This window comes from Priestia sp. 40 (genome assembly GCF_049368575.1).
Lineage (GTDB): Bacteria > Bacillota > Bacilli > Bacillales > Bacillaceae_H > Priestia > Priestia zanthoxyli.
Genome location: NZ_JBMPZA010000005.1, coordinates 687,982 through 710,762, shown reverse-complemented (window position 1 = coordinate 710,762; position 22,781 = coordinate 687,982). Strand labels below are relative to the sequence as shown.

General features: G+C 38.5%; 27 protein-coding genes. 22 read left to right on the top strand and 5 right to left on the bottom strand.

From position 1 onward, the window contains the following. Positions 1-5 precede the first annotated feature (5 nt). From ACO1DI_RS04805 to ACO1DI_RS04780, 6 genes are all read left to right on the top strand, one after another. Positions 6-848: a peptidase gene (locus ACO1DI_RS04805; protein WP_423145135.1), complete on the top strand. Its 843-nt coding sequence runs from the start codon at positions 6-8 to the stop codon at positions 846-848. Next, positions 785-1,006: a peptidase dimerization domain-containing protein gene (locus ACO1DI_RS04800; protein ID WP_423145134.1), complete on the top strand. Its 222-nt coding sequence runs from the start codon at positions 785-787 to the stop codon at positions 1,004-1,006. The genes ACO1DI_RS04805 and ACO1DI_RS04800 overlap by 64 nt, the downstream gene beginning before the upstream one ends. Continuing rightward, the gene (locus ACO1DI_RS04795; protein ID WP_423145133.1) at positions 942-1,271 is read left to right on the top strand and encodes a M20/M25/M40 family metallo-hydrolase; all 330 of its coding nucleotides are present in this window, start codon (positions 942-944) and stop codon (positions 1,269-1,271) included. The genes ACO1DI_RS04800 and ACO1DI_RS04795 overlap by 65 nt, the downstream gene beginning before the upstream one ends. A 26-nt stretch (positions 1,272-1,297) precedes the next feature. Further along, complete coding sequence (ablB, locus tag ACO1DI_RS04790; protein ID WP_339996523.1) at positions 1,298-2,146, top strand: putative beta-lysine N-acetyltransferase; 849 nt, start codon at positions 1,298-1,300, stop codon at positions 2,144-2,146. A gap of 67 nt (positions 2,147-2,213) precedes the next feature. Then, positions 2,214-3,626: a lysine 2,3-aminomutase gene (gene ablA / locus ACO1DI_RS04785; RefSeq protein ID WP_014458550.1), complete on the top strand. Its 1,413-nt coding sequence runs from the start codon at positions 2,214-2,216 to the stop codon at positions 3,624-3,626. A 14-nt stretch (positions 3,627-3,640) separates the two neighbouring features. After that, positions 3,641-3,919 (top strand): YokU family protein, encoded by a 279-nt coding sequence (locus ACO1DI_RS04780; protein WP_014458551.1) that lies wholly within the window; start codon positions 3,641-3,643, stop codon positions 3,917-3,919. 35 nt (positions 3,920-3,954) lie between these two features. Here ACO1DI_RS04780 and dat read toward each other — a convergent pair whose 3' ends face one another. Beyond that, a complete protein-coding gene (dat, locus tag ACO1DI_RS04775; protein WP_374733713.1) occupies positions 3,955-4,800 on the bottom strand; it encodes a D-amino-acid transaminase in 846 nt (281 codons plus the stop codon). A gap of 121 nt (positions 4,801-4,921) precedes the next feature. Next, entirely contained in the window at positions 4,922-5,959 is a 1,038-nt protein-coding gene (locus tag ACO1DI_RS04770; RefSeq protein ID WP_013058723.1) for an acyltransferase family protein, read from the bottom strand. Positions 5,960-6,367: 408 nt separating this feature from the next. On the opposite strand from ACO1DI_RS04770, the gene ACO1DI_RS04765 reads away from it, so the two are divergent. From ACO1DI_RS04765 to ACO1DI_RS04755, 3 genes are all read left to right on the top strand, one after another. Further along, positions 6,368-6,583: a YozE family protein gene (locus ACO1DI_RS04765; RefSeq protein WP_013058722.1), complete on the top strand. Its 216-nt coding sequence runs from the start codon at positions 6,368-6,370 to the stop codon at positions 6,581-6,583. A 202-nt stretch (positions 6,584-6,785) separates the two neighbouring features. Next, positions 6,786-7,472: a hypothetical protein gene (locus tag ACO1DI_RS04760; protein WP_013058721.1), complete on the top strand. Its 687-nt coding sequence runs from the start codon at positions 6,786-6,788 to the stop codon at positions 7,470-7,472. A 265-nt stretch (positions 7,473-7,737) separates the two neighbouring features. Next, positions 7,738-7,908 (top strand): YozD family protein, encoded by a 171-nt coding sequence (locus ACO1DI_RS04755; protein ID WP_013058720.1) that lies wholly within the window; start codon positions 7,738-7,740, stop codon positions 7,906-7,908. 58 nt (positions 7,909-7,966) lie between these two features. On the opposite strand, the gene ACO1DI_RS04750 is transcribed toward ACO1DI_RS04755, so the two are convergent. Next, on the bottom strand, positions 7,967-9,028 hold the full coding sequence (locus ACO1DI_RS04750; protein WP_115654790.1) for a DUF2515 family protein: 1,062 nt from the start codon (positions 9,026-9,028) through the stop codon (positions 7,967-7,969). A gap of 117 nt (positions 9,029-9,145) precedes the next feature. On the opposite strand from ACO1DI_RS04750, the gene ACO1DI_RS04745 reads away from it, so the two are divergent. From ACO1DI_RS04745 to ACO1DI_RS04725, 5 genes are all read left to right on the top strand, one after another. Continuing rightward, on the top strand, positions 9,146-9,400 hold the full coding sequence (locus ACO1DI_RS04745) for a hypothetical protein (protein WP_114324454.1): 255 nt from the start codon (positions 9,146-9,148) through the stop codon (positions 9,398-9,400). Positions 9,401-9,403: 3 nt separating this feature from the next. Next, complete coding sequence (locus ACO1DI_RS04740; RefSeq protein ID WP_423145132.1) at positions 9,404-10,240, top strand: serine/threonine protein kinase; 837 nt, start codon at positions 9,404-9,406, stop codon at positions 10,238-10,240. Further along, the gene (locus ACO1DI_RS04735; protein WP_014458557.1) at positions 10,227-10,997 is read left to right on the top strand and encodes a sporulation protein; all 771 of its coding nucleotides are present in this window, start codon (positions 10,227-10,229) and stop codon (positions 10,995-10,997) included. The genes ACO1DI_RS04740 and ACO1DI_RS04735 overlap by 14 nt, the downstream gene beginning before the upstream one ends. A gap of 235 nt (positions 10,998-11,232) precedes the next feature. Further along, the gene (locus tag ACO1DI_RS04730) at positions 11,233-11,859 is read left to right on the top strand and encodes a phosphatase PAP2 family protein (protein ID WP_221780931.1); all 627 of its coding nucleotides are present in this window, start codon (positions 11,233-11,235) and stop codon (positions 11,857-11,859) included. A gap of 246 nt (positions 11,860-12,105) precedes the next feature. Next, positions 12,106-12,429, top strand: coding sequence for a hypothetical protein (locus ACO1DI_RS04725; protein ID WP_013058713.1), 324 nt, complete (start codon positions 12,106-12,108; stop codon positions 12,427-12,429). Positions 12,430-12,480: 51 nt separating this feature from the next. Here ACO1DI_RS04725 and ACO1DI_RS04720 read toward each other — a convergent pair whose 3' ends face one another. Next, the gene (locus tag ACO1DI_RS04720) at positions 12,481-12,633 is read right to left on the bottom strand and encodes a hypothetical protein (protein WP_013058712.1); all 153 of its coding nucleotides are present in this window, start codon (positions 12,631-12,633) and stop codon (positions 12,481-12,483) included. A gap of 194 nt (positions 12,634-12,827) precedes the next feature. Between ACO1DI_RS04720 and deoD the strand changes: the two genes are divergently transcribed. Continuing rightward, entirely contained in the window at positions 12,828-13,532 is a 705-nt protein-coding gene (gene deoD, locus ACO1DI_RS04715) for a purine-nucleoside phosphorylase (protein WP_116077329.1), read from the top strand. 218 nt (positions 13,533-13,750) lie between these two features. Continuing rightward, positions 13,751-15,199: a SulP family inorganic anion transporter gene (locus tag ACO1DI_RS04710; RefSeq protein ID WP_374733714.1), complete on the top strand. Its 1,449-nt coding sequence runs from the start codon at positions 13,751-13,753 to the stop codon at positions 15,197-15,199. Positions 15,200-15,442: 243 nt separating this feature from the next. On the opposite strand, the gene ACO1DI_RS04705 is transcribed toward ACO1DI_RS04710, so the two are convergent. Further along, positions 15,443-16,609 (bottom strand): FtsW/RodA/SpoVE family cell cycle protein, encoded by a 1,167-nt coding sequence (locus ACO1DI_RS04705; protein WP_014458560.1) that lies wholly within the window; start codon positions 16,607-16,609, stop codon positions 15,443-15,445. 688 nt (positions 16,610-17,297) lie between these two features. On the opposite strand from ACO1DI_RS04705, the gene ACO1DI_RS04700 reads away from it, so the two are divergent. The 6 genes from ACO1DI_RS04700 to ACO1DI_RS04675 all read left to right on the top strand — a co-directional run bounded on the left by ACO1DI_RS04700 (position 17,298) and on the right by ACO1DI_RS04675 (position 22,429). Continuing rightward, complete coding sequence (locus ACO1DI_RS04700) at positions 17,298-17,843, top strand: hypothetical protein (RefSeq protein ID WP_374733715.1); 546 nt, start codon at positions 17,298-17,300, stop codon at positions 17,841-17,843. A gap of 158 nt (positions 17,844-18,001) precedes the next feature. Beyond that, on the top strand, positions 18,002-18,487 hold the full coding sequence (locus ACO1DI_RS04695; protein ID WP_423145131.1) for a transporter: 486 nt from the start codon (positions 18,002-18,004) through the stop codon (positions 18,485-18,487). Positions 18,488-18,627: 140 nt separating this feature from the next. Next, complete coding sequence (locus ACO1DI_RS04690) at positions 18,628-19,254, top strand: FMN-dependent NADH-azoreductase (protein ID WP_014458563.1); 627 nt, start codon at positions 18,628-18,630, stop codon at positions 19,252-19,254. 254 nt (positions 19,255-19,508) lie between these two features. After that, positions 19,509-20,006, top strand: coding sequence for a PTS sugar transporter subunit IIA (locus ACO1DI_RS04685; protein WP_013084668.1), 498 nt, complete (start codon positions 19,509-19,511; stop codon positions 20,004-20,006). A 37-nt stretch (positions 20,007-20,043) separates the two neighbouring features. Next, entirely contained in the window at positions 20,044-20,871 is an 828-nt protein-coding gene (locus tag ACO1DI_RS04680; RefSeq protein ID WP_116739481.1) for a PRD domain-containing protein, read from the top strand. Positions 20,872-21,049: 178 nt separating this feature from the next. Then, positions 21,050-22,429, top strand: a complete 1,380-nt coding sequence (locus ACO1DI_RS04675) for a sucrose-specific PTS transporter subunit IIBC (protein WP_028415103.1) — start codon at positions 21,050-21,052, stop codon at positions 22,427-22,429. Positions 22,430-22,781: the final 352 nt, after the last annotated feature.

Here is a 22,781-nt window from a genome sequence, read left to right as displayed (position 1 = left end):
ATTACATGAACATACAGCAATCTATTCATAACTGGATGACAGAACATCGTCAAAGTGCAGTGCGTTTACTCAAGCGTTTCGTAGAAGAAGCAAGCGTACAGGGTTCTGAAAAGCATGCGCAGGCAATTGTCATTGAACGCCTTCGACAGCTGCAGTTAGATATTGATATATGGGAACCGGACGAAAAAATACTTCGTACCCATGAAGCTTTTGCCTCCAACCGTTCTACTTTTCGAGACAGTCCGAATGTGGTAGGCGTGTTAAAAGGGAAAGGCGGAGGGAAATCCATCATTTTGAATGGGCATATTGATGTCGTACCACCCGGAGATCTTTCACAGTGGACGGAAGACCCTTATACGGCCGTTGTAAAAGATGGAAACTTATATGGACGCGGAGCAACGGATATGAAAGGAGGGAATGTGTCGTTACTTTTGGCTATTCAAGCGTTGAAAGAGCTAGATATTTCACTAAAAGGAGATATTATTTTTCAAAGCGTAGTAGAAGAGGAAAGCGGAGGTGCAGGGACACTTTCCTGCGTGCTTAGAGGGTATAAAGCAGATGGTGCCATTATTCCAGAACCAACCAACATGAAGATCTTCCCTAAACAGCAAGGCTCGATGTGGTTTCGCGTGACCGTACATGGAGTAGCAGCACATGGAGGGACTCGGTATGAAGGCGTGAGTGCGATTGAAAAAGCAGCTGTTGTGCTTAAACATATTGAGGGGCTTGAAAAGAGAGAAACAGCCGAATTACCGATCCGCTCTATAATAAAATTCCCATTCCCGTGCCAATTAATATCGGAAATATACAGGGAGGAACGTGGCCTTCTTCAGTCGCTGATCAAGTAATATTAGAAGGCAGGATAGGAGTGGCTCCGCATGAAAAAATGAAAAATGTTAGAGCGGAAATGAAATCGTGGCTTGAACTTTTGCCTCAGTGTGATGAGTGGTTTGCTGAGCATCCTGTTCGACTTGGAATGGTTTGGGGCTCACTGGCTTCCCGGTGAAATTGAATTAGAGCATCCGCTTATGACCTCTCTTTCGTCCTCTTTTTATCAAGTGAAACAGAAACAGCCGATCATTGAAGCATCTCCTTGGGGAACGGACGGAGGGATATTGTCACAAGTAGGGGATATTCCAACAGTTGTGTTTGGACCAGGAGTAACAGAAGTAGCCCACTTTCCAAATGAGTATATTTGTATTCAAACGATGCTTGACGCAGCAGAAATTATTGCTCTCACTGTAGCAGACTGGTGCAGTATTGCGGACTAAGCTAAAAAGGGAGAGGATACAAACAAATGGCGAAACAAGAAAATATTTGTCAATCAACTTTTGCTATGACTCTTTTTTTAGATGAAGGCAACAAGCGTCTAAGAATAGATGATTACCGGGGAAATGTGAACGATATTTACAGCTATATGTGTAAAGAAATTGATAAGGCAATGTACGAAAAGTGGATTATAAAAGCACGCGCAGAACATCTTTTAGACTGGATGAGCTTGGGATTTTCTTTAGAAGCAACCGTTCCCTACTATTTTAATGGAAGCGACGCGTATCTTTTATGCTACTATACGTCTCAATCCCGCCGAGACAGCGGGGAGACGCTAAAAGAAACAGAGCTGCTTCAAGACGTTTTGAATTTGCCGACATCTGGTTATTCTCCTTTATCGAATCAGCTGATCATGCGCCGAGCCATTTCATCTGATGCTAAACAACTTTCTCAGCTCTACCGTCAAATCTTCACAGTGTATCCTACGCCCCTCTACGAAGAAGAGTATCTCTCGAGTTTGCTTCAAGACGATAATTTGTTTTATATCATAGTTGACAAGAACGATATTGTTAGCGCCGCTTCTGCTGAAATTGACTATGTCTATCACAATGCTGAACTAACGGATTGTGCAACTCTCCCTGCTTATCGAAAGTATGGATTTATGAAGCATTTATTAAGCGCACTAGAAGCGGAGCTAAAACAGCGGCATATTTTTTGTGCATACACAATAGCGAGAGCGCTTTCATTTGGGATGAATGCCGCTTTTCATCAGCTTGGGTATATCTATACGGGACGATTAACGAATAATTGTTACATTTATAAATCGTTAGAAGATATGAACGTATGGGTGAAGGATCTGTCAAAAAGTAAAGGGTGAGAAATAATTAACCAATTTATGGGCTGTAACATATAACAATAGTAAATCTTCATAAAGGAGCGATTGTATGTTATATGATTTATATAAGCCATCCCGACATTGGAAAGATATTGAGTTATGGAAAGATGTTCCTGAAGAAAAATGGAATGATTGGATTTGGCAATTAACAAACACAATTCGAACGTTAGATGATTTAAAAAAGGTCATTAACTTAACTCCTGAAGAAGAAGAAGGAGTACGCATTTCAACCAAAACAATTCCTCTCAATATTACGCCTTACTATGCATCTTTAATGAATCCAGATGATCCTCGCTGCCCTGTCCGTATGCAGTCTGTTCCGGTTGGCAAAGAACTTCATAAAACAAAATACGATCTAGAAGATCCTCTAGATGAAGACGAAGATTCTCCAGTGCCAGGATTGACTCATCGCTATCCTGATCGCGTTTTGTTCTTAGTTACCAATCAATGCTCCATGTACTGCAGATACTGCACTCGAAGAAGGTTTTCAGGACAAATCGGAATGGGCGTTCCAAAAAAGCAGTTAGATGCTGCGATTGCTTATATCGCCAAAACACCTGAAGTACGAGATGTACTCATTTCAGGCGGTGATGGCTTGCTGATTAATGACAACATTTTAGAATATATTTTGAAGAATTTAAGAGCTATTCCCCATGTGGAAATTATTCGAATTGGCACAAGAGCACCCGTTGTGTTTCCGCAGCGAATAACGGAAAATTTATGTACCATTTTAAGAAAATATCATCCAGTGTGGTTAAATACTCACTTTAATACATCTATTGAAATTACGGAAGAGACAAAAAAAGCATGTGAAATGCTTGTCGATGCAGGCGTTCCAGTTGGCAATCAAGCGGTTATTTTAGCTGGGATTAATGACAGCGTAGCTATCATGAAAAAGCTTATGCACGATTTAGTGAAAATACGAGTTCGTCCTTACTATATTTATCAATGTGATTTATCAGAAGGAATTGGGCATTTCCGGGCACCTGTTTCCAAAGGGCTTGAAATTATGGAAGGGCTGCGAGGTCATACGTCTGGCTATGCTGTTCCAACGTTTGTTATTGATGCGCCGGGAGGTGGAGGAAAGATTGCGGTTCAGCCAAACTATATTATTAGTCAAAGCGCAAGTAAAGTTGTTCTGCGAAACTTTGAAGGCGTGATTACGACGTATCCGGAGCCAGAAAGCTATGTGCCTGGGCGTGCAGATGATTATTTTCGAGCTGTTTATCCAGCATCGGATGCTAAAGATTCTTCCATCGGCATCTCGGGTCTTATGAATGATGCTCAATTCAATCTTGTACCGGAAGGATTAGGGAGGGTAAGAAGACGTAAAACGTATGAAAGTGACAGTGCTCACGAAAGTCTAAAAGATAAACGTGAAAAAAGAGATGAATTAAAAGATAAAAAGTTTAAAGCTCAATTGAAAAAAGACGGTAAAAGCGACGATGCTCCATCATCTTAAGGAGGTCCTGTAATATGACTGTTCAATGCGCATGGTGCGAAGAAGAAAAAGCGGTAGAAACAACCAATACCGCATACTGGGAATTGCCAGACGGAACGGGAAGTATCGAAATTACTCATATGCCATGTATCAGCTGTTCAGGTTGCGGGATGTCATATCAAGAAGAAGAGATCATAGAAGAAGTGGAAACACAGCTGCTTCTTGTCGATACAAAAAAACTTGATGAATCCATTCGGTATGATGAGCTATTAAAAGTGCCAAGATTATTAAAGCGCAACTACTTTAAATTCTAAAAATCCGCCCCTTGTTTTGTAAGGGGCGGATTTTCTTATTGATAAGCCTTTGTTCCAGCAGTACGCAGGCTGTACGCATGTTTTAAAGCCACTGTAACAGGACGAACAGTTGGAAGTTCGACTTCGTCTATTTTCGAAACGGGCAAAAGACCAACAGACGTGCTCGTAATAAAAACTTCATCAGCGTCTTTTAAAAAGGAAGGAGTCATATTTTGTTCTCGGATTTGAATGGCTTGTTCCTGCGCACATTCCAGTACGTTAGCTCGCGTAATACCGGATAGAATTTTTCTTGTGGCAGGAGTCGTGAATAAGACGTTGTCTTTTATCGCAAATACATTGCTGCTCGACCCTTCGGTTATGTAACCGTCTTTTACTAAAATAGCTTCTTTAGACCCTTTAGAAGCTGCAGCTTGTTTGGCCAGAAGGTTAGGAAGTAAGTTCAATGATTTGATATAGCAATTAGCCCATCGTTCGTCTTCCAAAAGAAGCGTGGAAATGCCTTTTTCATAGGCTTCTTCAGGTGTTTGGCGAGGATGACGTATTGTGAGGGCTAATTGTGCAGGTACATCGGGAAATAAATGATTGCGAGGAGCAATCCCGCGCGTAACTTGAATATAAATATCAGCGTCTTTTAATGTTGATTTTTCCATTGCTTGACGAATGATGTCCTTTAGCTCTTGTCTTGAAACCGGCAGTTCGATAAAGATTGCCTTTGCACTTCTTTCTAAGCGGTCTAGGTGACGTTCAATCGAAAACGGAACTCCTTTGTATACGCGAATAAATTCATAAACACCGTCTCCAAACTGGTGACCGCGTTCATCAATTGGAATAACAGCCTCATTAATATCTCTAAACTCTCCAGCATAATATGCTAATTCCATCTTGAAAAACTCCCTTCCTTTAGATATTAAAACGTTAACATAAAATTCAGCAAAATGAAATTATTTACTTGGTTTCTCTAAAGAAAATGAAAAAAGTCATACTCCTTTAGGAGTATGACTTTTATGAAAACGTACGTTTGAATGCTAATGAAAATTTCTGAATGGCTTTTTTAGGTGTAACAAACTGAACGATGAGCTTGGTACCGGTGATGAACCAATCGACAATACGGCTACCGAGAAGCATCGTTACTAAAATGGATAGTGCGATTAAGACGATAATACCCCATGACGTTGGCTCTAGACTTTTTGAGAAGTCAGTTGTAAAGAACCATTTTAAAATGAAGCCGTGCAATAAATACACGTATAGAGAGCGCTGTCCAATGCTTGTTAAAGCAAAACCGCGCGTTGGAATTAAAGCCATAAAGGCAAAAGATACAAGAAAAGCAATTCCGTAGTGAGAAACGCGCATTAAAAATTCGGCCACATTGTCGTACGTGTTCGTTCCATACAGCATATCTGTGTAAGCCGTGTCGTCTAAGAAAGAATAGCTTCCAATTAATGTAACTAGTAATACGATGGATGCGATGATTCGATTTCGCGCCGTCAAAAGATTTGTAAAAGGCTCTTGTCGCTGTGACAAATAGTAGCCTAAAAGGAAAAACGGGAAGAAAACAAACATTCGGCTAATGCTTAGAATTTTATCAAATCCGTCAATATCAATGAAGCCCATTGCCAGTCCAAGCGAAATAGAGACAGTTAAGCTAATCCACATCGGGAATTTCGCAAAGAAAGGAAGCATTAATTTCCAAAAAATTAAGCTCAGTAGAAACCACATTGCCCATCTAGGAACCAAATATTGAAGCGTGTACGTTTCATCTGTATAAAGCACACTGTAATAAAGGGTATAGATAGTTTGGAAAGCTAAGTAAGGAAGAGCCACCTTTGTAAATATTTTTTTGTAATAGCCTTTTTTATGAAAATTTTTTGAGAAATAACCTGCTAGTAAAATAAAGACAGGCATATGAAAAATAAAGATAAAGTGATAAATGGACAGCATTCCGCTGCTATCTGTTCGGTACGGAGAAATCATGTGTCCAAATACAACTAAAAAAATTAATACGAATTTAGCATTATCAAAGTAAGCATTTCGAGTATTCATAGTATTATTTTTCCTCAACATATGCTGATGTAAACCTCCCACCAACAAGATTTATTTAAAGGGCGATTATTGTTAGAATAACCTTTCACTACGGAATTAAAACATGAATTCTTCTTTTTTGCAATTACATAAAGGCTTGAGGAACCTGTCGAATCAACGCTTTTGTTATAAAAACGATGTGTTTTTGTTACAAATGTCTTTTTGAAAAAAGAAAAATATTGATATAACAATATTTATTCGTTACGCTAATAGTGAAATTTGTTTTGCAACTGTAACATGAATTTAATATTTTTTGTCGGGTAAACCACTTATATTGCAGTGTTCGACATCTACATATCACAGAAGAAAGTTGTAGATTTCTTGAAAAAATGATAGAAAAGATACACATACCGCTGGAGGGGGAGTACGATGAAATCCTTTTATCACTATATAATGAAATTCCGGTCAAATAAAAAACATGATCGAATGGGAGAGTTTGCGCGAAGTGCTTATGATGATCACAGCTTCCCGAAATCTTCAACAGATTATGACGAACTGAGTTCTTATTTAGAGCTCAACGGACATTATTTATCAAGCATGACCGTATTTGATGAAGCATGGGAGCTTTATCAAAATAATGCGTGAGAAATAAAAAAGCAGGCTGATGGATATCCATCAGCCTGCTTTTTTATTTTCTTAAGCTCATGCAATAAGCAGGGGTAAAAATGATAGAGGGCAATAGATAATAAAGGCTTGGTTCTAAAGATGTTATACTTCCCCTTTTTTAGTTACTGCATATAATATTGTAACTTTTCAGTAGGTGTATGTTTACTAAGGAGGTGCGACGATGGCAGGGAAGAAAAAACCTAAATACGGAATTGGTGAAACAGTCGTTGTAACAATATACGGGACCGTTGGCACTATTACCGATATAAAAGTGATGGATGGGATTTTTGTATACGAAATCAACCATAGTGAAGGTCTTTTTTTAGAAGATACAATTGAGCTTCTAGAAGAATATGAAGGTCAAATATTAGTACAGGAAAGAGTAGAGCTTGAATATAAATTTTTCTTCGGCGATATCGTCCAGGTTTTTAATTATGGAAAAGAGTTATTTAAAATCATTGGTATTCGAACAGAAATATGGCGTTATAAAGAGGATTCATGGGAAGATATTGTCTATGAATTGTCACGTGTAACAGATGGAGAATGGCTTGAGGCTAGTGAAGAAGAACTCATTCTCGTAACTCCTCATGAGGAAACAGAAAATTACGCTCAAAGTGTTGATATGTTGTATTTAGGTAAAGAAATTAAAAAGACGGAGTTGCTACCAAAGATGAAAAAACAAAACGGTTCTGAAAAAGAAGAAGTGAGGTTAACTAAAGAAAAGCATGAGATTATAAACGGTCTTTTAGATGTGTACAATGATTATAAATTTTTGTATGAGCTTTTTGAAGATGAAGAATATGCTGAAGTCATGAACTTAGTGCTGAAACATTTAAAAAAGATAGCAAAATCCGAACAAGGAAAATAGCAGGTAGATGCCTAATAAATAAAAGATAGCCGAGATAGATCATCACATCTCTCTTAGCTATCTTTTATTGTGTATACGGCGATGGTAATGAAAAAAGAATGGGTATAATTACCTTTCTATTTAAACTGCTGAAATTTTAGACATACTATTGCCGAATTGTTCATAAATGTGTATAAGGTAAAACTTCAAGAAGAAGATGGAGTGAACCTATTTTCAAGAAAAATAAGGTACGCTAATCCGTTCAAACGGGATAAGGAGTGATATTGTGAAAGAAATCGAAGTGGTCATTGATACGGAAGAAATTGCGGAGTTCTTTTACAATGAACTAGTCAAGCGAGGCTATGTTCCCGCTGAAGAAGAGCTAGGCGAATTAGCGGATATAACTTTTGATTATCTCATTGATAAATGTATTATTGATGAGCAAGATGAAGAATAAAAAGATAGATACATCTGTAACGACGGGGAAACTCGTCGTTTTGTTTGTGAGACAGCGGTTATGAAAAAGGGTTAGCAGCTTTAATAGCGGATTGCACTTTTAGATGATGCTGAAGGGGAATTTTTTTAACTGAAGAAGCGGGAATAGACTCAAGGAGAGAAAATATGCTTGCGTCTTCAAACCACTCATCTTTTCTTAAAAAAAGGTGTACGCGGTCTCCCCAGCTCATATTTAAAGTCGGGCTATACAGCTTTTTGGAATGATTTCGATTCTTTGTAAATATATCCGAATTATAATCGCTTCGAGACCCTGTGTGGGGGTGTTTAAGGCTAAATGTATAGATAGAATCATGCAAGTTTGAATAAAAAAGAAGAACGTATAAAGTTTTTCCCACTTCAATCCGTCTTAAGACAGACTCGAAATGATACACTTTTGTTCCACTTAAATCAATTTTATTACCTGAATAATAGGGAAAGACGATTTGAGTCATACCGAGAAAGTTTTGAGTGTGAAACTGCCAAGAGTGAAGAACGTCCCGCTGAAACTCTTTTTTAAAGAGAACATTTTTTTCGATATGATACTGTTCGTTCACAATCAGGGCTATTGACAAGAGCGTTTTGTTTCTATGCTGCCAAAAGTCATTCCACACAGCTTTCATAAAAGAAGATATGTGAAAAGCGGAGAGTAAATGAAACAGATTACTGTTTTGCTCTTTGCTTTTTTCATAGAGTAACAGCTGAGCGTAAGCATCATGAAAAATGGCTGAGTTGGAATGTTCTAAAAACAAGAAGTATGCGTGCTGTTTTTCTGATGAAAGCAGGGATTTTATTAAGGTAGTGGAGAGATCTGTCATATAATAGCCGCCGTTTCGTGAAACTAAGTGTGCTAAAAAAGCCCAGTGAATTTCGGGGTGTTTTTGATAATAGTCTAAATAAGCCTGGGTACGTGTAACATTGTTTTGATTAGCTGTTTTTACTTTTTTTCGAATCTCTTTAATCAATTTTACGTCTTCTCCGATAAAAGAGAGAGGGAGGGTAGCAGGAGGTTTGAGCTGCATCATCTGCTGCAGGCGAAGAACATCCTCCAATCTAATGAGGGGATTTGTGTTAGTAGAAGTCATGTTAAGCCTCCTTTGAAACGTTTAACTATATAAAAAAAGGGTAAGGGATTTTTTGAAACCTTTATAACATTTCGTACGTATAAAGGGTAACAAATGTTAAGAAAAGAGGTTTTCTTTATGTTCAGAAAAATTTTTGAATCATTAACTGGATCTAAACATCGACGCTACAGCAGCAGCGATCGACACTATCGACGTCCTCGTCACTACAGCAGCAGTGATCATCATTACAGACGTCCACGCCATCATAGCAGCAGTAGCGATTATAAGCGAAGCAAATATTATGACAGCCACAGTCATTCAAAATATGGCCACCACCACTATAAGCGCAAACGCAAAAGCGGAAGTTTCTTTTCAAGCTTTTTCTCAAGTTGATTTATGGTGAAAAATCGAATGTTCAAACACCTTCATCGCTGGCTAGTTGACCGTCCTTTCAAAAAAGGAAAAGTCATTTGCGGGCGATATGAAATCATAGATGTACTGGGAATGGGAAGCTATGGTATAACATATGTCGCTAACGACATTGTGCAACAAAAAAAGGTAGTAGTAAAACAGCTCCGTAAAACGAAGCAGCGCACGCCCCAGGGGCTGAAGTCTTATCATTATGAAGCGAAATTGCTGTCTCAATTAAATCACCCTCAAATTCCTTCACTGTATGAAGCTATCGAAACAGATGAAGGCTGTTTCTTAGTGATGGAGTTGATTCAAGGGAAAACGTTTGAAGATTTAATTTTTGAAGAGAAGTGCGTGTATACGGAAGAACAAGCGCTTGATATTTTACTTGATATTCTAAAAGTAGTTTCCGTTATTCATGAGCAAGGAATCGTTCACCGTGATCTTCGTATTCCAAATATTATTGATGTTAACGGGACCATCTATGTTATTGACTTTGGTCTTGCTAGATTTTTAGGAGACCATGAAGAAACAAGCACCCTTATAGAAGAACAACAGTTTATGAGACAAACATCTGCTGCAAGCGATATCTATGCGCTTGGTCATTTTCTTTTATTCTTATTATACTCTGGTTATGAGCCGACGGAAAAACAAGAAAGAAGCTGGGAACAAGAGCTAAGTTTGTCGACACCTATTAAGACCATTATTCAAAAAATGCTGAGAGCAGATGAATCGTATGAAAGCATTAAAAGTTTACAAAAAGATATTTATGACTATATAAATAGTAAGAACTCAGGGAGGGGAAAGTATGGCGCTATTTAATAAAGCGTTAGCCCGCATTGGAATTGGCGCAGCGCGAGTGGACGCTAAGCTTGTCAATGATGAATTTCGTGCTGGTGAAAAGATTGAAGGGATTGTTGAAGTGTACGGGGGCAATGTTGAGCAGAAAATTGACAGCATCTATCTGCGTCTATTCACAACCTATGTAAAAGAAAGAGACGATAAAAAATACAAGCAGGATATTGAGCTTAATACGTTTAAGATTAACGACCCGTTCACGATTCAACCCTCTGAAACGAAGTCTATTCCTTTTACCTTTCAGCTGCCTGATGATACACCTGTTACATTAGGGAGAACCCGGGTGTGGGTGGCGACGAGCCTCGACATTAAAGATGCGGTTGATCCGTCGGATATTGATCATGTAAAAGTGCTTCCTAATCAGATGGTAACAAGCACAATTGAAGCTATGGAACAGCTTGGCTTTCGCCTGCGCCAAGTCGAGTGCGAAGAAGCTCCTCGCAGGATGAGAAAAAGACTTCCTTTTGTTCAAGAATTTGAATTTGTTCCAAGCGGTGGATTGTACGCTGGGAAAGTAGATGAGATTGAAATCATCGTGCAGCCAAGCGGCTTACATGACTACGATGTATTTATAGAAGTAGATCGACGTGCCAGAGGGTTTGGCGGCTTTCTATCTGAAATGCTGGATGCAGATGAGTCGCTCGTTCATGTTCATGTTTCTGAAAAAGAAATTCCTCAGTTAAAAAATATATTAACCAATATTATTTCACGCTATAGCTAACGTGCATAGCTCTCCTTTATTTTTCGTATATTAAAGACAGTAAAAAGAAAGGAGAGAGGTATATGCCGCAATCAAAGCAAACGAAAAAAATAAATGCAAAAGAGGAATTTTCGGCTGAATTTGTCGTTCATCAAGCTCCTAAGCCAGAAGACTATATTCAGCCAAAACGTGTGAATAAGTAAAGCATGTAGAACGCTACATGCTTTTTCTTTTAATAGGTTGGAGGAAATAAAAAATGGTAAATCGCACTACAAAATATTCTCTATTTATTGTATCGCTTTTAGCTTTCTTTTTACTCATTTTATTTACGTTTAATACACCTTGGGTGAAACAGCTTGACTTTAATGTACTTCATACCATTGAAGGATGGAGGACGGACACGTTAACACCTATCATCATATTTATAACAACCGTAGGATCTTGGTATGTCACTGCGCCAATATGGTTTGCAATTATAGTATTTCTTCTTTATAAACGAAAAGGATTGCTCGCTTTATATATCACGCTCGTTTTTTGGGGAGTTCGCGCTTTAAATTGGGGATTGAAGGAGATTTTTGCAAGACCAAGACCTGATTGGAGTCAAGTCGTTCCCGCCTCTCACTATAGTTTTCCGAGTGGACATGCCATGAACTCAATGGCGTTTTACAGCGGAATACTTTTGTTAATATGGATGTATACAAGAAGCAGGGCTGTTAAAACGGCAGCTGCATGCGTAATAGCTATTGTTATTTTATTAATTGGATTTAGCCGTTTGTATTTAGGCGTACACTTTTTAACGGATATACTAGCAGGATATTGTTTAGGACTTGCTTGGTCCTTAGGAGTCTATCTCCTTTCTAAGCGCTTATATAACCAAAAATAGGAGCAATGGTTACATTTTTTTCGTTAATATTTCATTTTGTTTAAGTAGGCCTATTGATTCATCCATTCAAAAACAACTAATGATAAAATGGGAAACAAATATTTTATGTACATGTTTAATAAGGGAAAACTAGTAATTTCGACAAAAAACGTTTTGATTCGATAAAGGATTTTCGGATTTTATCACTAATTATATAAGAATACATGACGTAAAAGAGTAAATACTTGCTTTTGGGTGGAGGGAAGAATGTTGAGTGTGTGGACCACAATAAAAAAACAATTTAATATTAGCACAGAATATGATGTAACCATTATGCAAACAGAAGAAAAAGGCGAAAAGCGCGGATATAAGCCTGTCCATCGTCTAACGATTACAGCATTCGATCATCAAGACGCTGCAACACAAGTATTTCAGATGTTTAACATTGCTGATAATTTGCCAAAAGATTGTGATGCGAGGTTTATTAGCACAGGCGATATTTTGTTAATTGATGAAGGTACTCGAGGAAAGTATTACTACAAGCTATGGACAGATGGCTGGCAAAAAGTGAACCGCCTGCACGTACGTTAAACATAAGGTAAAAGCGACCTATCTGGCCGCTTTTTATTTATATGTTGACCCTTAGTAATCACGAGTATGATGGCCAGGGCCATTTTTTCGGTTTGTTGCTGAATATTCATCTCCATGGGCTTCATGTTCTGCTATAATTGCTTCTTTTGGAATGTGATTATTCTTTTTAGGCGAATTAATTCGGTTGCGATGTTTTTTCCCCATACGTATCACCTCAGCTAACATTAGTAAATCCCTTGCGCTATTAGCGTACCCTTATATAAAAAGACATACTAAGCCATTTTTTGGGCAGTATGTCTTTTTATTTTTGACGCATAATGTTAGAAGTAAATAGACATGTAAGGTATACAATATGGTATAGTGAAAGCGTAAGATTTTTTACATATAGGAGGTACGAAATGAGCGTACATATTGGGGCAAAACAAGGTGATATTGCAGAAACGATTTTACTTCCAGGTGATCCACTTCGTGCAAAATACATTGCAGAAACGTTTTTAGAAGACGTAACTTGCTATAACGAAGTGCGCGGTATGCTTGGATTTACAGGAACATATAAAGGAAAGCGCGTTTCTGTTCAAGGAACAGGAATGGGTGTACCATCAATTGCTATTTATGTAAATGAATTAATGAATGAATATGGTGTTCAAAATCTAATTCGCGTTGGTACATGCGGAGCAATTCAAAAAGATGTAAAAGTACGTGACGTTATTTTAGCCATGTCTTCGTCAAGTGATTCACAAATGAACCGCGTTAAATTTGGTCCTATTGACTATGCACCGACAGCTAACTTTGATTTATTAAAGCGCGCTTACGATGCAGGTGTTGAAAAAGGCCTTCAGTTAAAAGTAGGAAGTGTATTTACATCTGATCAATTTTACAATGAAGACGGCCAGCTAGAAAAATTAGCAGCTCACGGCGTATTGGCAGTTGAAATGGAAACGACGGCTCTGTATACGCTAGCCGCTAAATACGGCTGTAATGCTCTATCGGTTTTAACAGTAAGTGATCACATCTTCACTGGTGAAGAAACAACGTCAGAAGAACGTCAAACGACGTTTAACGATATGATTGTTGTTGCGCTTGAAGCAGCAATTAATGAATGAACATAATTTCATTTTGTTTATTTGCTGAATGGCAGCGAAATGCTGCGGCGTAACAAATAAAAAGACGAGAAGCAAGCAAGCTTCTCGTCTTTTTATTTGTGAAAATTAATTGTTTCCAAATAGGAAATTGTATGGTACGATTTGATACGTTAAAAACGGCTTTGATTTTCGTGAAAGTCGAAAATCGTATAAAAATTCATAAGAGGTGATAAACCATCATGATGGCAAGTATTAAACAGCAGTGGTTTTCAAACGTTCGAGCAGACATTTTGTCTGGGATGACAGTTGCTCTTGCGCTTATTCCAGAAGCCCTTGCTTTTTCCATTATCGCCGGTGTCGATCCTATGGTTGGCCTGTATGCATCTTTTTGTATGGCAATTGTGATTGCTTTTACAGGCGGAAGACCAGCTATGATTTCAGCTGCAACAGGAGCAATGTCTTTATTGATGATCAATTTAGTCAAAGATCACGGTATTGAGTATTTATTTGCAGCTACTGTTTTAACCGGAATGATTCAAATTTTACTTGGTGTTTTGAAAGTAGGAAGGTTTTTATCATTTCTTCCTCAAACAGTGATGATTGGCTTTGTAAATGCGCTAGGTATTTTAATTTTCACCGCACAGCTTCCGCATTTTGAAGGAGCAAATTGGATGATGTACGCAATGGTAGCCGGAACGCTGCTCATCGTCTATTTGTTTCCGATCATGACCAAAGCAATACCATCTCCGCTTGTTGCCATTGTCTTGATGACGATTGTAGCGATTGTCTTTCATTTAGATTTAAAAACGGTAGGAGATATGGGGAATATTACGCGTTCGCTGCCGGTTCTTCACTTTCCAAAGGTTGATTTATCAGTGGAGACACTGCTTATCATTTTACCTTATTCGCTTCCTTTAGCGATTGTAGGCCTACTTGAATCTATGCTAACGGCAACGGTGCTGGACGAAATTACAGATACGCCCTCGAATAAAAATAAAGAAGCGCGGGGTCAAGGCATTGCTAATATTGTAACAGGTTTCTTTGGAGGAATGGCTGGCTGTGCCATGATTGGACAATCTATGATTAATGTAAAATCAGGGGGACGTGGAAGGTTATCTACCTTAGTTGCCGGAGTCTTTTTATTGTTCTTAATTATGGTGCTTGGCGATGTTGTTAAACAAATTCCAATGGCTGCTCTTGTAGGGGTCATGTTTATGGTAGCTGCTGGTACATTTGATTGGCAGTCCCTGAAAGACTTAACAAAATATCCGCTGTCGGATGCCATTGTAATGATTGTTACGGTCGTTGTTGTCTTGTTTACACATAACTTAGCACTAGGGGTAATGGTCGGTATTGTTTTAAGTGCTATTGCATTTGGCTGGAAGATGGCTAAAATTAAAACAACTTCACAAGTAGAAGGCAATACAAAACAATACGGGGTTTCAGGGCAATTATTTTTTGCTACCATCAGCTTCTTTATGGATGAATTTGAGTATGAAACAGATCCGGATACGATCATTATTGATTTTAGTTCTTCTCATATATGGGATCAATCAGCCGTAATTGGGATTTCAAAAATTGTGGATAAATACGAGAGATTAAATAAAAAGGTTGTTGTAAAAGGGCTAAATGAAGACAGTAAAAAAATCGTAAAGCAAATTGGATTAACATCGCTGTCGAGCAAATAAAAGGTGTGCAGTCGCACACCTTTTATTATACATTTCGTTTTAGTAGCTGTATAAGCCGGGTGAAAAAAGAAGGTGTAGATGAAGGTACAGATGTCTGTTTTAACAAAATAGCATAGGCTTTGCGCCGATATTGGTAATCAAGCATGCATATCTACTCCTTTTAAAACAGAATAAGAAAGCGTTTTCTTTATTGTAACATGCTTAATAAGGAGGCAAAAGAAAAAGAGAGACCCTCGTCTCCCTTTAATCATTTCCAAACATATAGCGTTTGTGATGCCATGAGATTCCAAACATCAGACCCATTGCAAACATGTTCCCCATCAGTGAACTTCCTCCATATGAAATAAAAGGAAGTGGAATTCCGGTAATAGGCAAGACTTGAATGGTCATACCGATATTTTGGAATACGTGGAACGTAAGCATTGAAATAACGCCTACACATAAATAAGAATTAAATTCATTTTTTGTTTCAAGACCTAGCTTGATCAAGTAATAAACGAGTACGAAGAAAAGACTGATTACAATGCTGGCGCCGATAAAGCCAAACTCTTCTCCAATAACCGCAAAAATAAAGTCCGTCTGTCCCTCTGGCAAATAGACAACTCCATTTCCGATTCCTTTACCGTTTACCATTCCTGAGCCAATCGCATCTAACGATTTCTTTAAATGATAACCCTCTCCGGAACTGTACGACTCAGGATCCAGCCAAGAGTAAATACGTCCAAATTGGTATTGCTTAACCCCTAGATACTTTTCCAATAAGTTAGGTGCATAAACAACAAGTCCCAAAATGACAGAGCCAACTGCTGTAATGCCTAAAAATGCAGGTGCAATGATTTTCCAGCTTACGCCTGAAACAAATACGAGTCCAACGGTGATTGCTAAGAAAACAAGAGCGGTCCCTAAGTCAGGCTGCTGCATGATTAGCAATAAAGGTAAAGCAAGTACAGCGCCCAGTTTACCAAGCAGTAAAAAGTCTTCTCTTACTGTTCGGATACGATATTTTTCATTGTGCTTCACAATGACCGTACTCAGTGTGATAATCAAAAACACTTTCATAAACTCTGATGGCTGTAATGAGAAGCCGGGAAGTGTGAACCAACTTTTTGCCCCGTTAATTTCTCTGGCAATACTTGACGGAGCCACTAGTAAAAGAAGCAATAAAAAGTTCCCAAATCCATAAAAAACCCACGTTAGCTTTTGAAGCTGATCGGAGTCAAAACGCATGACAAATCCTATAATCACCATTCCAATAATATAAAAAACAACTTGTTGCGCTACGAAGTTTTTATCATACTGCCCAATTTTTTCAGCACTATGAATTGCCACGACGCTTACGCAAAACAATAGGAAGATTAGGAAAGCCAAATTCCAGTCAAATCTACTAACATTTCTTTGATTTTCACCCATATTATTCACCTGTCACTATTAAATCTCATTCTTTCTTTATGATAAAAGAAAAATGCTGTTTTTAGTGCAAAGTTGATTAATGAAGAGTCGCACTAACCTCACTTTGCAGTTTTTACTTTGAATATAGACTTGCTAAAAGTAAGAAAAGATATGTCGCAAGCTGCGTTACCATACAGCCTTTTATTATACATGAATTATTCTATAACATAAATAGGAGAAATGATAACAATTTCTTTTTTCTAAAAACTCTATTGGCAGAGATTTATTCAATTCATCTTCTTTATCTCCTTAAAGGTTAATATGAAAACATACTATAGGAATTTATCTTTTTTTGCACGTGAAAAGATAAAGAAACGTGTATATATATAACGAAAGAAAGGGGCAAATAGTTTCATATGAACGACTGAAAAATTCTAAACTGCGAGGACTAAATCTAGCAAGCTATACATATGAATAATAGTAAAGGTAAGAGAAAGTGTTCTACACTATCTTTTTCTACATGCAGACATTCAACTTCTTAGCACCCCTACGAGTAAACAGTTGAGATAAGAATACAATTATATTCTACTTTCTTGCTGATGAACGAACGTATGGAAGATATACGGATAGATTACCGAATAAAAGACACAGGATATTAGGAAAATAATAGATAGAGATTAATAGAATCATAACGTAGAGAGGTGTGTTTATGATTATAGGGGCAAGTTTGACAGCATTTTTATTATTATGGTGGACAATTTTTTATAGCGGGCGCTACCATCATTATGTTTCAGAGCCTGTTGGCAAAAGAATTTCCCTTCACGTAGGAATACATGTTACCTTAGTGGTTGGAGTGAATGCATGTCTCTGGCTTGAGCAGCCGCTGCTTTTTTCTAGCATTTTAGCAGGGTGTGCAGGACTAGGAGCCGGATGGTTTGTGGGGATTCCTTTTTCGGTAAAAAGCATTTTAAGCGGAATAATGGGGGGCATAGGAACCGGTGTTAGTTTTTATATCTCTATGAGTATGTGGATAGATCAATTTAACTCGCTGTCTTTTTTATTGATAGGAACGAGCGTTATTTTAAGCGGAAGCTCGTTATTTCAAGTGTTAAAATCGATTCCGTCATTTGAAAAGGTACTGGTGAAAATGTGGGTTCAACATCCTTTTCTGATAGCGCCTATTTTGATTACCGTATTTTGGCTGTATAATTTTATTGAAAAATATTTTCCGCAAGCAGATCCAACACGCAAGTAGTTTCCGTGTTGGATTTATTATTTCTTCGGGTAAGCCTCCTTTAAGCTCACCAAGTTTGACATCGTTCCATTAGTCTATAGAAGGTAAAAGTAGACATTCACCTATCTTCATTATGATGCATATTGTAACGTAGCAAGCATTATAAAGGGGGAGTGCGTATGTATCCATATCAATACGATCCACGTTTTCAAAATTTGTTTCCACCTGGAGGAGGCCAAGGCTTTCCATCGTTTCCACCTGGAGAAGGAGGTCAAGGCTTTCCATCGTTTCCACCTGGAGGAGGAGGTCAAGGCTTTCCGCCGCCACCTGGAGGAGGTCAAGGCTTTCCACCGCCACCACCTGGAGGAGGGGGCCAAGGGTTTCCGCCGCAGGGAGGGGCGCAGCCACCTTCAAGTCCGCCGCCAGGTTTTACACCTGCACCAAAGCTAGGTTCAGGAGGTCCATCGCTTTATGCTGTTGATCCAGGCGCTATTTCAGGATGCTTATACCGATACACCTATATATGGCCGAGAAATGGTCGACCTTACTGGTTTTACCCAACCTTTGTAGGCAGACGCTCAGTTGCAGGATATCGCTGGACAGGATCTTTCTGGGTGTATGCAGGGGTAGATGTAAATCAAATTCGAGAATTTCAATGTATATAAAACTCCGCTTGCGGAGTTTTTTTGTGCGAAAAGGTTGACGCATAAAAAATGGCGTTATATAATAAATCTCGAATTAAAGATAATTTGTTTAGTAATATCTCGAACTGATGATAATAGACACTTTTTAGGAGATGACATTTATGGCAAATGTATTATATGTAAAAGTAAATCCGCAGGTTGATGAAGCATCATTTTCAACTCGTTTAGCACAGGTTTTCTTAGATGAGTATAAAACAGCAAACCCGACTGATACAGTGACAACGCTTGATCTGTATAAAGAAACAGTTCCATTCATTGATGGAGATGTTTTAGCAGCATGGGGAAAAGCTGGAGCTGGTGAAGAATTATCAGCTGTTGAGTTAGAAAAAGTAACGCGTATGGGTGAATTAGTAGAGCAGTTTTTACAAGCTGACAAAGTTATTTTCTCAGCTCCAATGTGGAACTTAAGCTTCCCTCCACTAATGAAAGCATATATTGATAACATTTTAATTGCAGGAAAAACGTTTAAATATACTGAAAATGGTCCAGTAGGATTAGCTTCAGATAAAAAGGTAGTATTACTAGAAGCTCGTGGAGGCGTGTATTCAGAAGGCCCTGCGGCAGAGCTAGAATTTACTCAAAGCTATTTACGTACAGTAATGGGATTCATTGGTGTTCAAGATTTCCAACTGGTTGTTGCAGAAGGCATGGCTTACACGCCAGCAGAAGCAGACAATATTCTAGCAAAAGCATCTGAAAAAGCAAAAGAAGTTGCTTCAACGTTCTAATGTCAAAAGCCCTTTAAAAGGGCTTTTTTTTAGGTTTAAAATTCAATATCCTTCCTTCAGAAAATGTGTAAAGGGTTACATAAAGTGCAGCATAGGGAACGTGCTTCTTATAAAAGCGCTCATACATTTTTATTTACAAGACAAAAAAAGCATGGTTAAATAATGACCATGTTAACGTAACACGGGATAGGGGAAGTTTTTCTGCAGAATCATTGGGGTATGCTACAAGTACAATCTAAAAAAGGGTGATTGAGATGTTTAAAAAATTATTTGGTAATAAGACAAAATCAAAAGAAACAACCGTTCTAGCTCCGCTTTCAGGTAATATCCTGCCAATCAGCGAAGTGCCAGATCCGGTGTTTGCACAGAAGATGATGGGAGACGGTTTTGCAATCGAACCTTCAGAGGGACAAGTTGTTTCACCTGTTGCTGGGGAAGTCGTTCAGCTTTTCCATACGAAACACGCGGTAGGCTTAAAAACAGAAGCCGGTACAGAAGTATTAATACATATCGGCCTTGAAACAGTGGCAATGGAAGGCGAAGGATTCGAAGCTCACGTGGCACAAGGTGACAAAGTAAGTGTAGGAACACCTCTTATCACATTTGATTTAGCGCTTATTCAAGAAAAAGCGAAAAGCATTATCACACCAATTGTTATTACAAATAGTGATGCAAGTGAAAGTTTCGAGATTTTGGCTCAAGGGACGGTTCAAAAAGGCGAAACGGCTTGTGCAAAAGTAACGATGAAGTAATAAGCAAGGCCTTTTCCTTTAAGAAAGGAGAGCGCATTTGAAGATTTTAAAAGTGTTAAATAACAACGCCGTTGTCTTTAAGGAAGGCGGAGTTGAAAAGATTGCGATGGGTCCCGGCATCGCTTTTCAAAAAGGTAAAAATGATCTTATTAATGCTGCGAAAGTGGAGAAAGTTTTTGTCATGAAAGAAGAACAGGAAAAGTTTCAAGAACTATTAACAAACCTTCCTGAAGAGCATATTCAAGTGGCTGAAGAAATCATTTCGTATGCTGAGCAGCAGCTCTCTGCTACGCTAAGTCATCATGTGCATATTGCTTTGAGCGATCATTTATCCTTTGCTGTCGAAAGGATAGCTCGCGGCATTTCCATCCAAAATAAATTGCTAAATGAAATTAAGTCTCTCTATCAGCCTGAGTATGCAATAGGAGTATGGGCTCTTCAGCATATCAAAAAGAGACTAGATATCACGATGCCGATTGATGAAGCTGGATATATTGCGCTTCATATTCATACAGCGAAACTGAATTCGCCGGGAATGCAGCAGCTCATGATGAATACAACGATTATTAATGAAATGGTTACGATTATAAAAAAAGAGCTGAATATGGAGATTGATGAAAACAGCATGTCCTATCAGCGTCTGCTGACTCACTTGCGCTTTGCGTTAAATCGTTTAGCGCAAAATGAACCTTTTCATGAGATGGATGAAGAGATGCTCGACGTATTAAAAGTCAAATATAAAAAATCGTATCAATGTGCTGAAACGATAAAGCAATTTGTCAAAGATGAGTACGACATTAATTTTCCAGAAGCGGAGTTAGGCTACATCACGCTTCACATTTGCCGAATAGAGCAAAGAATATAGAAAAAAACATTGACGAATATTGCTGCTTTGAGTACAATGAAAGCGTATTAATTGAATAATCGGGATTGTGACTGGTAAAGCAGGCAAGACCTAGAATGCGCATGAAGGACAACTATGTCTTTTATAAGCGTATTTTAGGTCTTGCTTTTTTTATGACATACAAAAAGGAGGAAGTAAGATGGATGTAAAAGAAATTGCTAAAAAACTTGTTCCGCTTTTAGGAGGAAAAGAAAATATTGCTAGTGCGCAGCACTGTGCTACGCGTTTACGCCTCGTTATTCGAGATGAAAGCAAAATCGATCAAAAAGGTTTAGATGAAATAGAAGATGTAAAAGGGGCTTTTTCAAATTCAGGACAGTTTCAAATCATTTTTGGAACCGGTCTCGTTAATAAAATTCACGCTGCTTTTGTTAAAGAATTAGGCGCTGAAGAGGCTGCTGCTCCAGTGGATCATCAAGAAGAAATGAAGAAGAAAATGAACCCATTTGCTCGCTTTGCCCGCATGCTTTCCAATATTTTTGTTCCGATTATTCCAGCCATTGTAGCCAGTGGTTTACTAATGGGGCTGCTCGGAATGATGAAAGCGTTCCACTGGGTCTCAGAAGATAGCGCGTTGTTTGTGTTGTTGGATATGTTCTCAGGCGCAGCATTTATCATTTTACCGATTTTAATTGGGTTTTCAGCTGCAAAAGAATTTGGTTCGAACCCTTATCTTGGAGCGGTTATCGGAGGGATCTTAACGCATCCGATGTTATTAAATCCGTGGACACTAGCAGATGCTAAGCCAGAATATATGGATTTGTTTGGCTTAAGTATTCCACTGATTGGCTATCAAGGTACGGTCGTTCCGATTTTATTGGCTATCTACGTCATGAGCAAAATTGAAAAGGGACTCCGGAAAATTGTGCCGAATTCGGTTGATTTACTTGTTACGCCTTTTTTAACTGTTATTATTACAGGCTTTGTGTCACTTGTGTTTATTGGTCCTTTCGGTCGCTATATTGGAGATTTAATTTCGATCAGCCTTCAGTCTCTATACGATGTAGCCGGAGTGTTTGCAGGAATTTTGTTTGGTGGCTTATATTCAACCATTGTATTAACAGGCTTGCAGCATAGTTTTCATGCTATTGAAGCAGGACTGCTTGCTAATCCGAAGATTGGCGTTAACTTCTTACTTCCTATTTGGGCCTGTGCGAATGTGGCGCAGGGAGGAGCAGGGCTGGCTGTTTATTTTAAAACGAAAAATGCCAAAACGAAAAAAATTGCGATTCCAGCTGCTATTTCTTCCTTCTTAGGAATTACAGAACCGATTATTTTTGGGGTCAACTTAAGACTTCGCAAGCCATTTATTGCTGCAGCTATAGGCGGAGCAGCGGGGGGAGGCTACGTGGTACTTATGCACGTAGTAGCTAACGCCTACGGACTCACAGGTATTCCAATGATGGCCATTGCTGCACCGCTTGGTATGAGCAATTTAATTCACTATATCATCGGTATGATTATTTCTGTAGGTGTAGCATTTGGCGTTACGTGGTTCATGAAACTAAAAGAAGACTGAGAACCAGCGGTAAGCATACGAGAATAGAGAAGGGTATTAGATTTGCTCATCATATTTTATGGTGAGCAAATTTTGTGTCTTAAATATGAAACTTTTTAAAAAGTAATACGTAGAACAGCCAAAGAGATAAGTTGATGTTGTGTAACAGGAACGTAAATGCTACACTACATATATTGGATTGTACTATTATAGTCAGAAAGAGAGCTGGCACATGGAATTTTATCACGATCTTTTTCTATATGCGCCGTATTTATCTGCTTTCGTTTTATACATCCTCTGTTATTATATGCTTCGTGAAGCTAGGTTTACGGCTTTTCATGCGGAACCTGTCACCGACCATGTGAATGCAGGG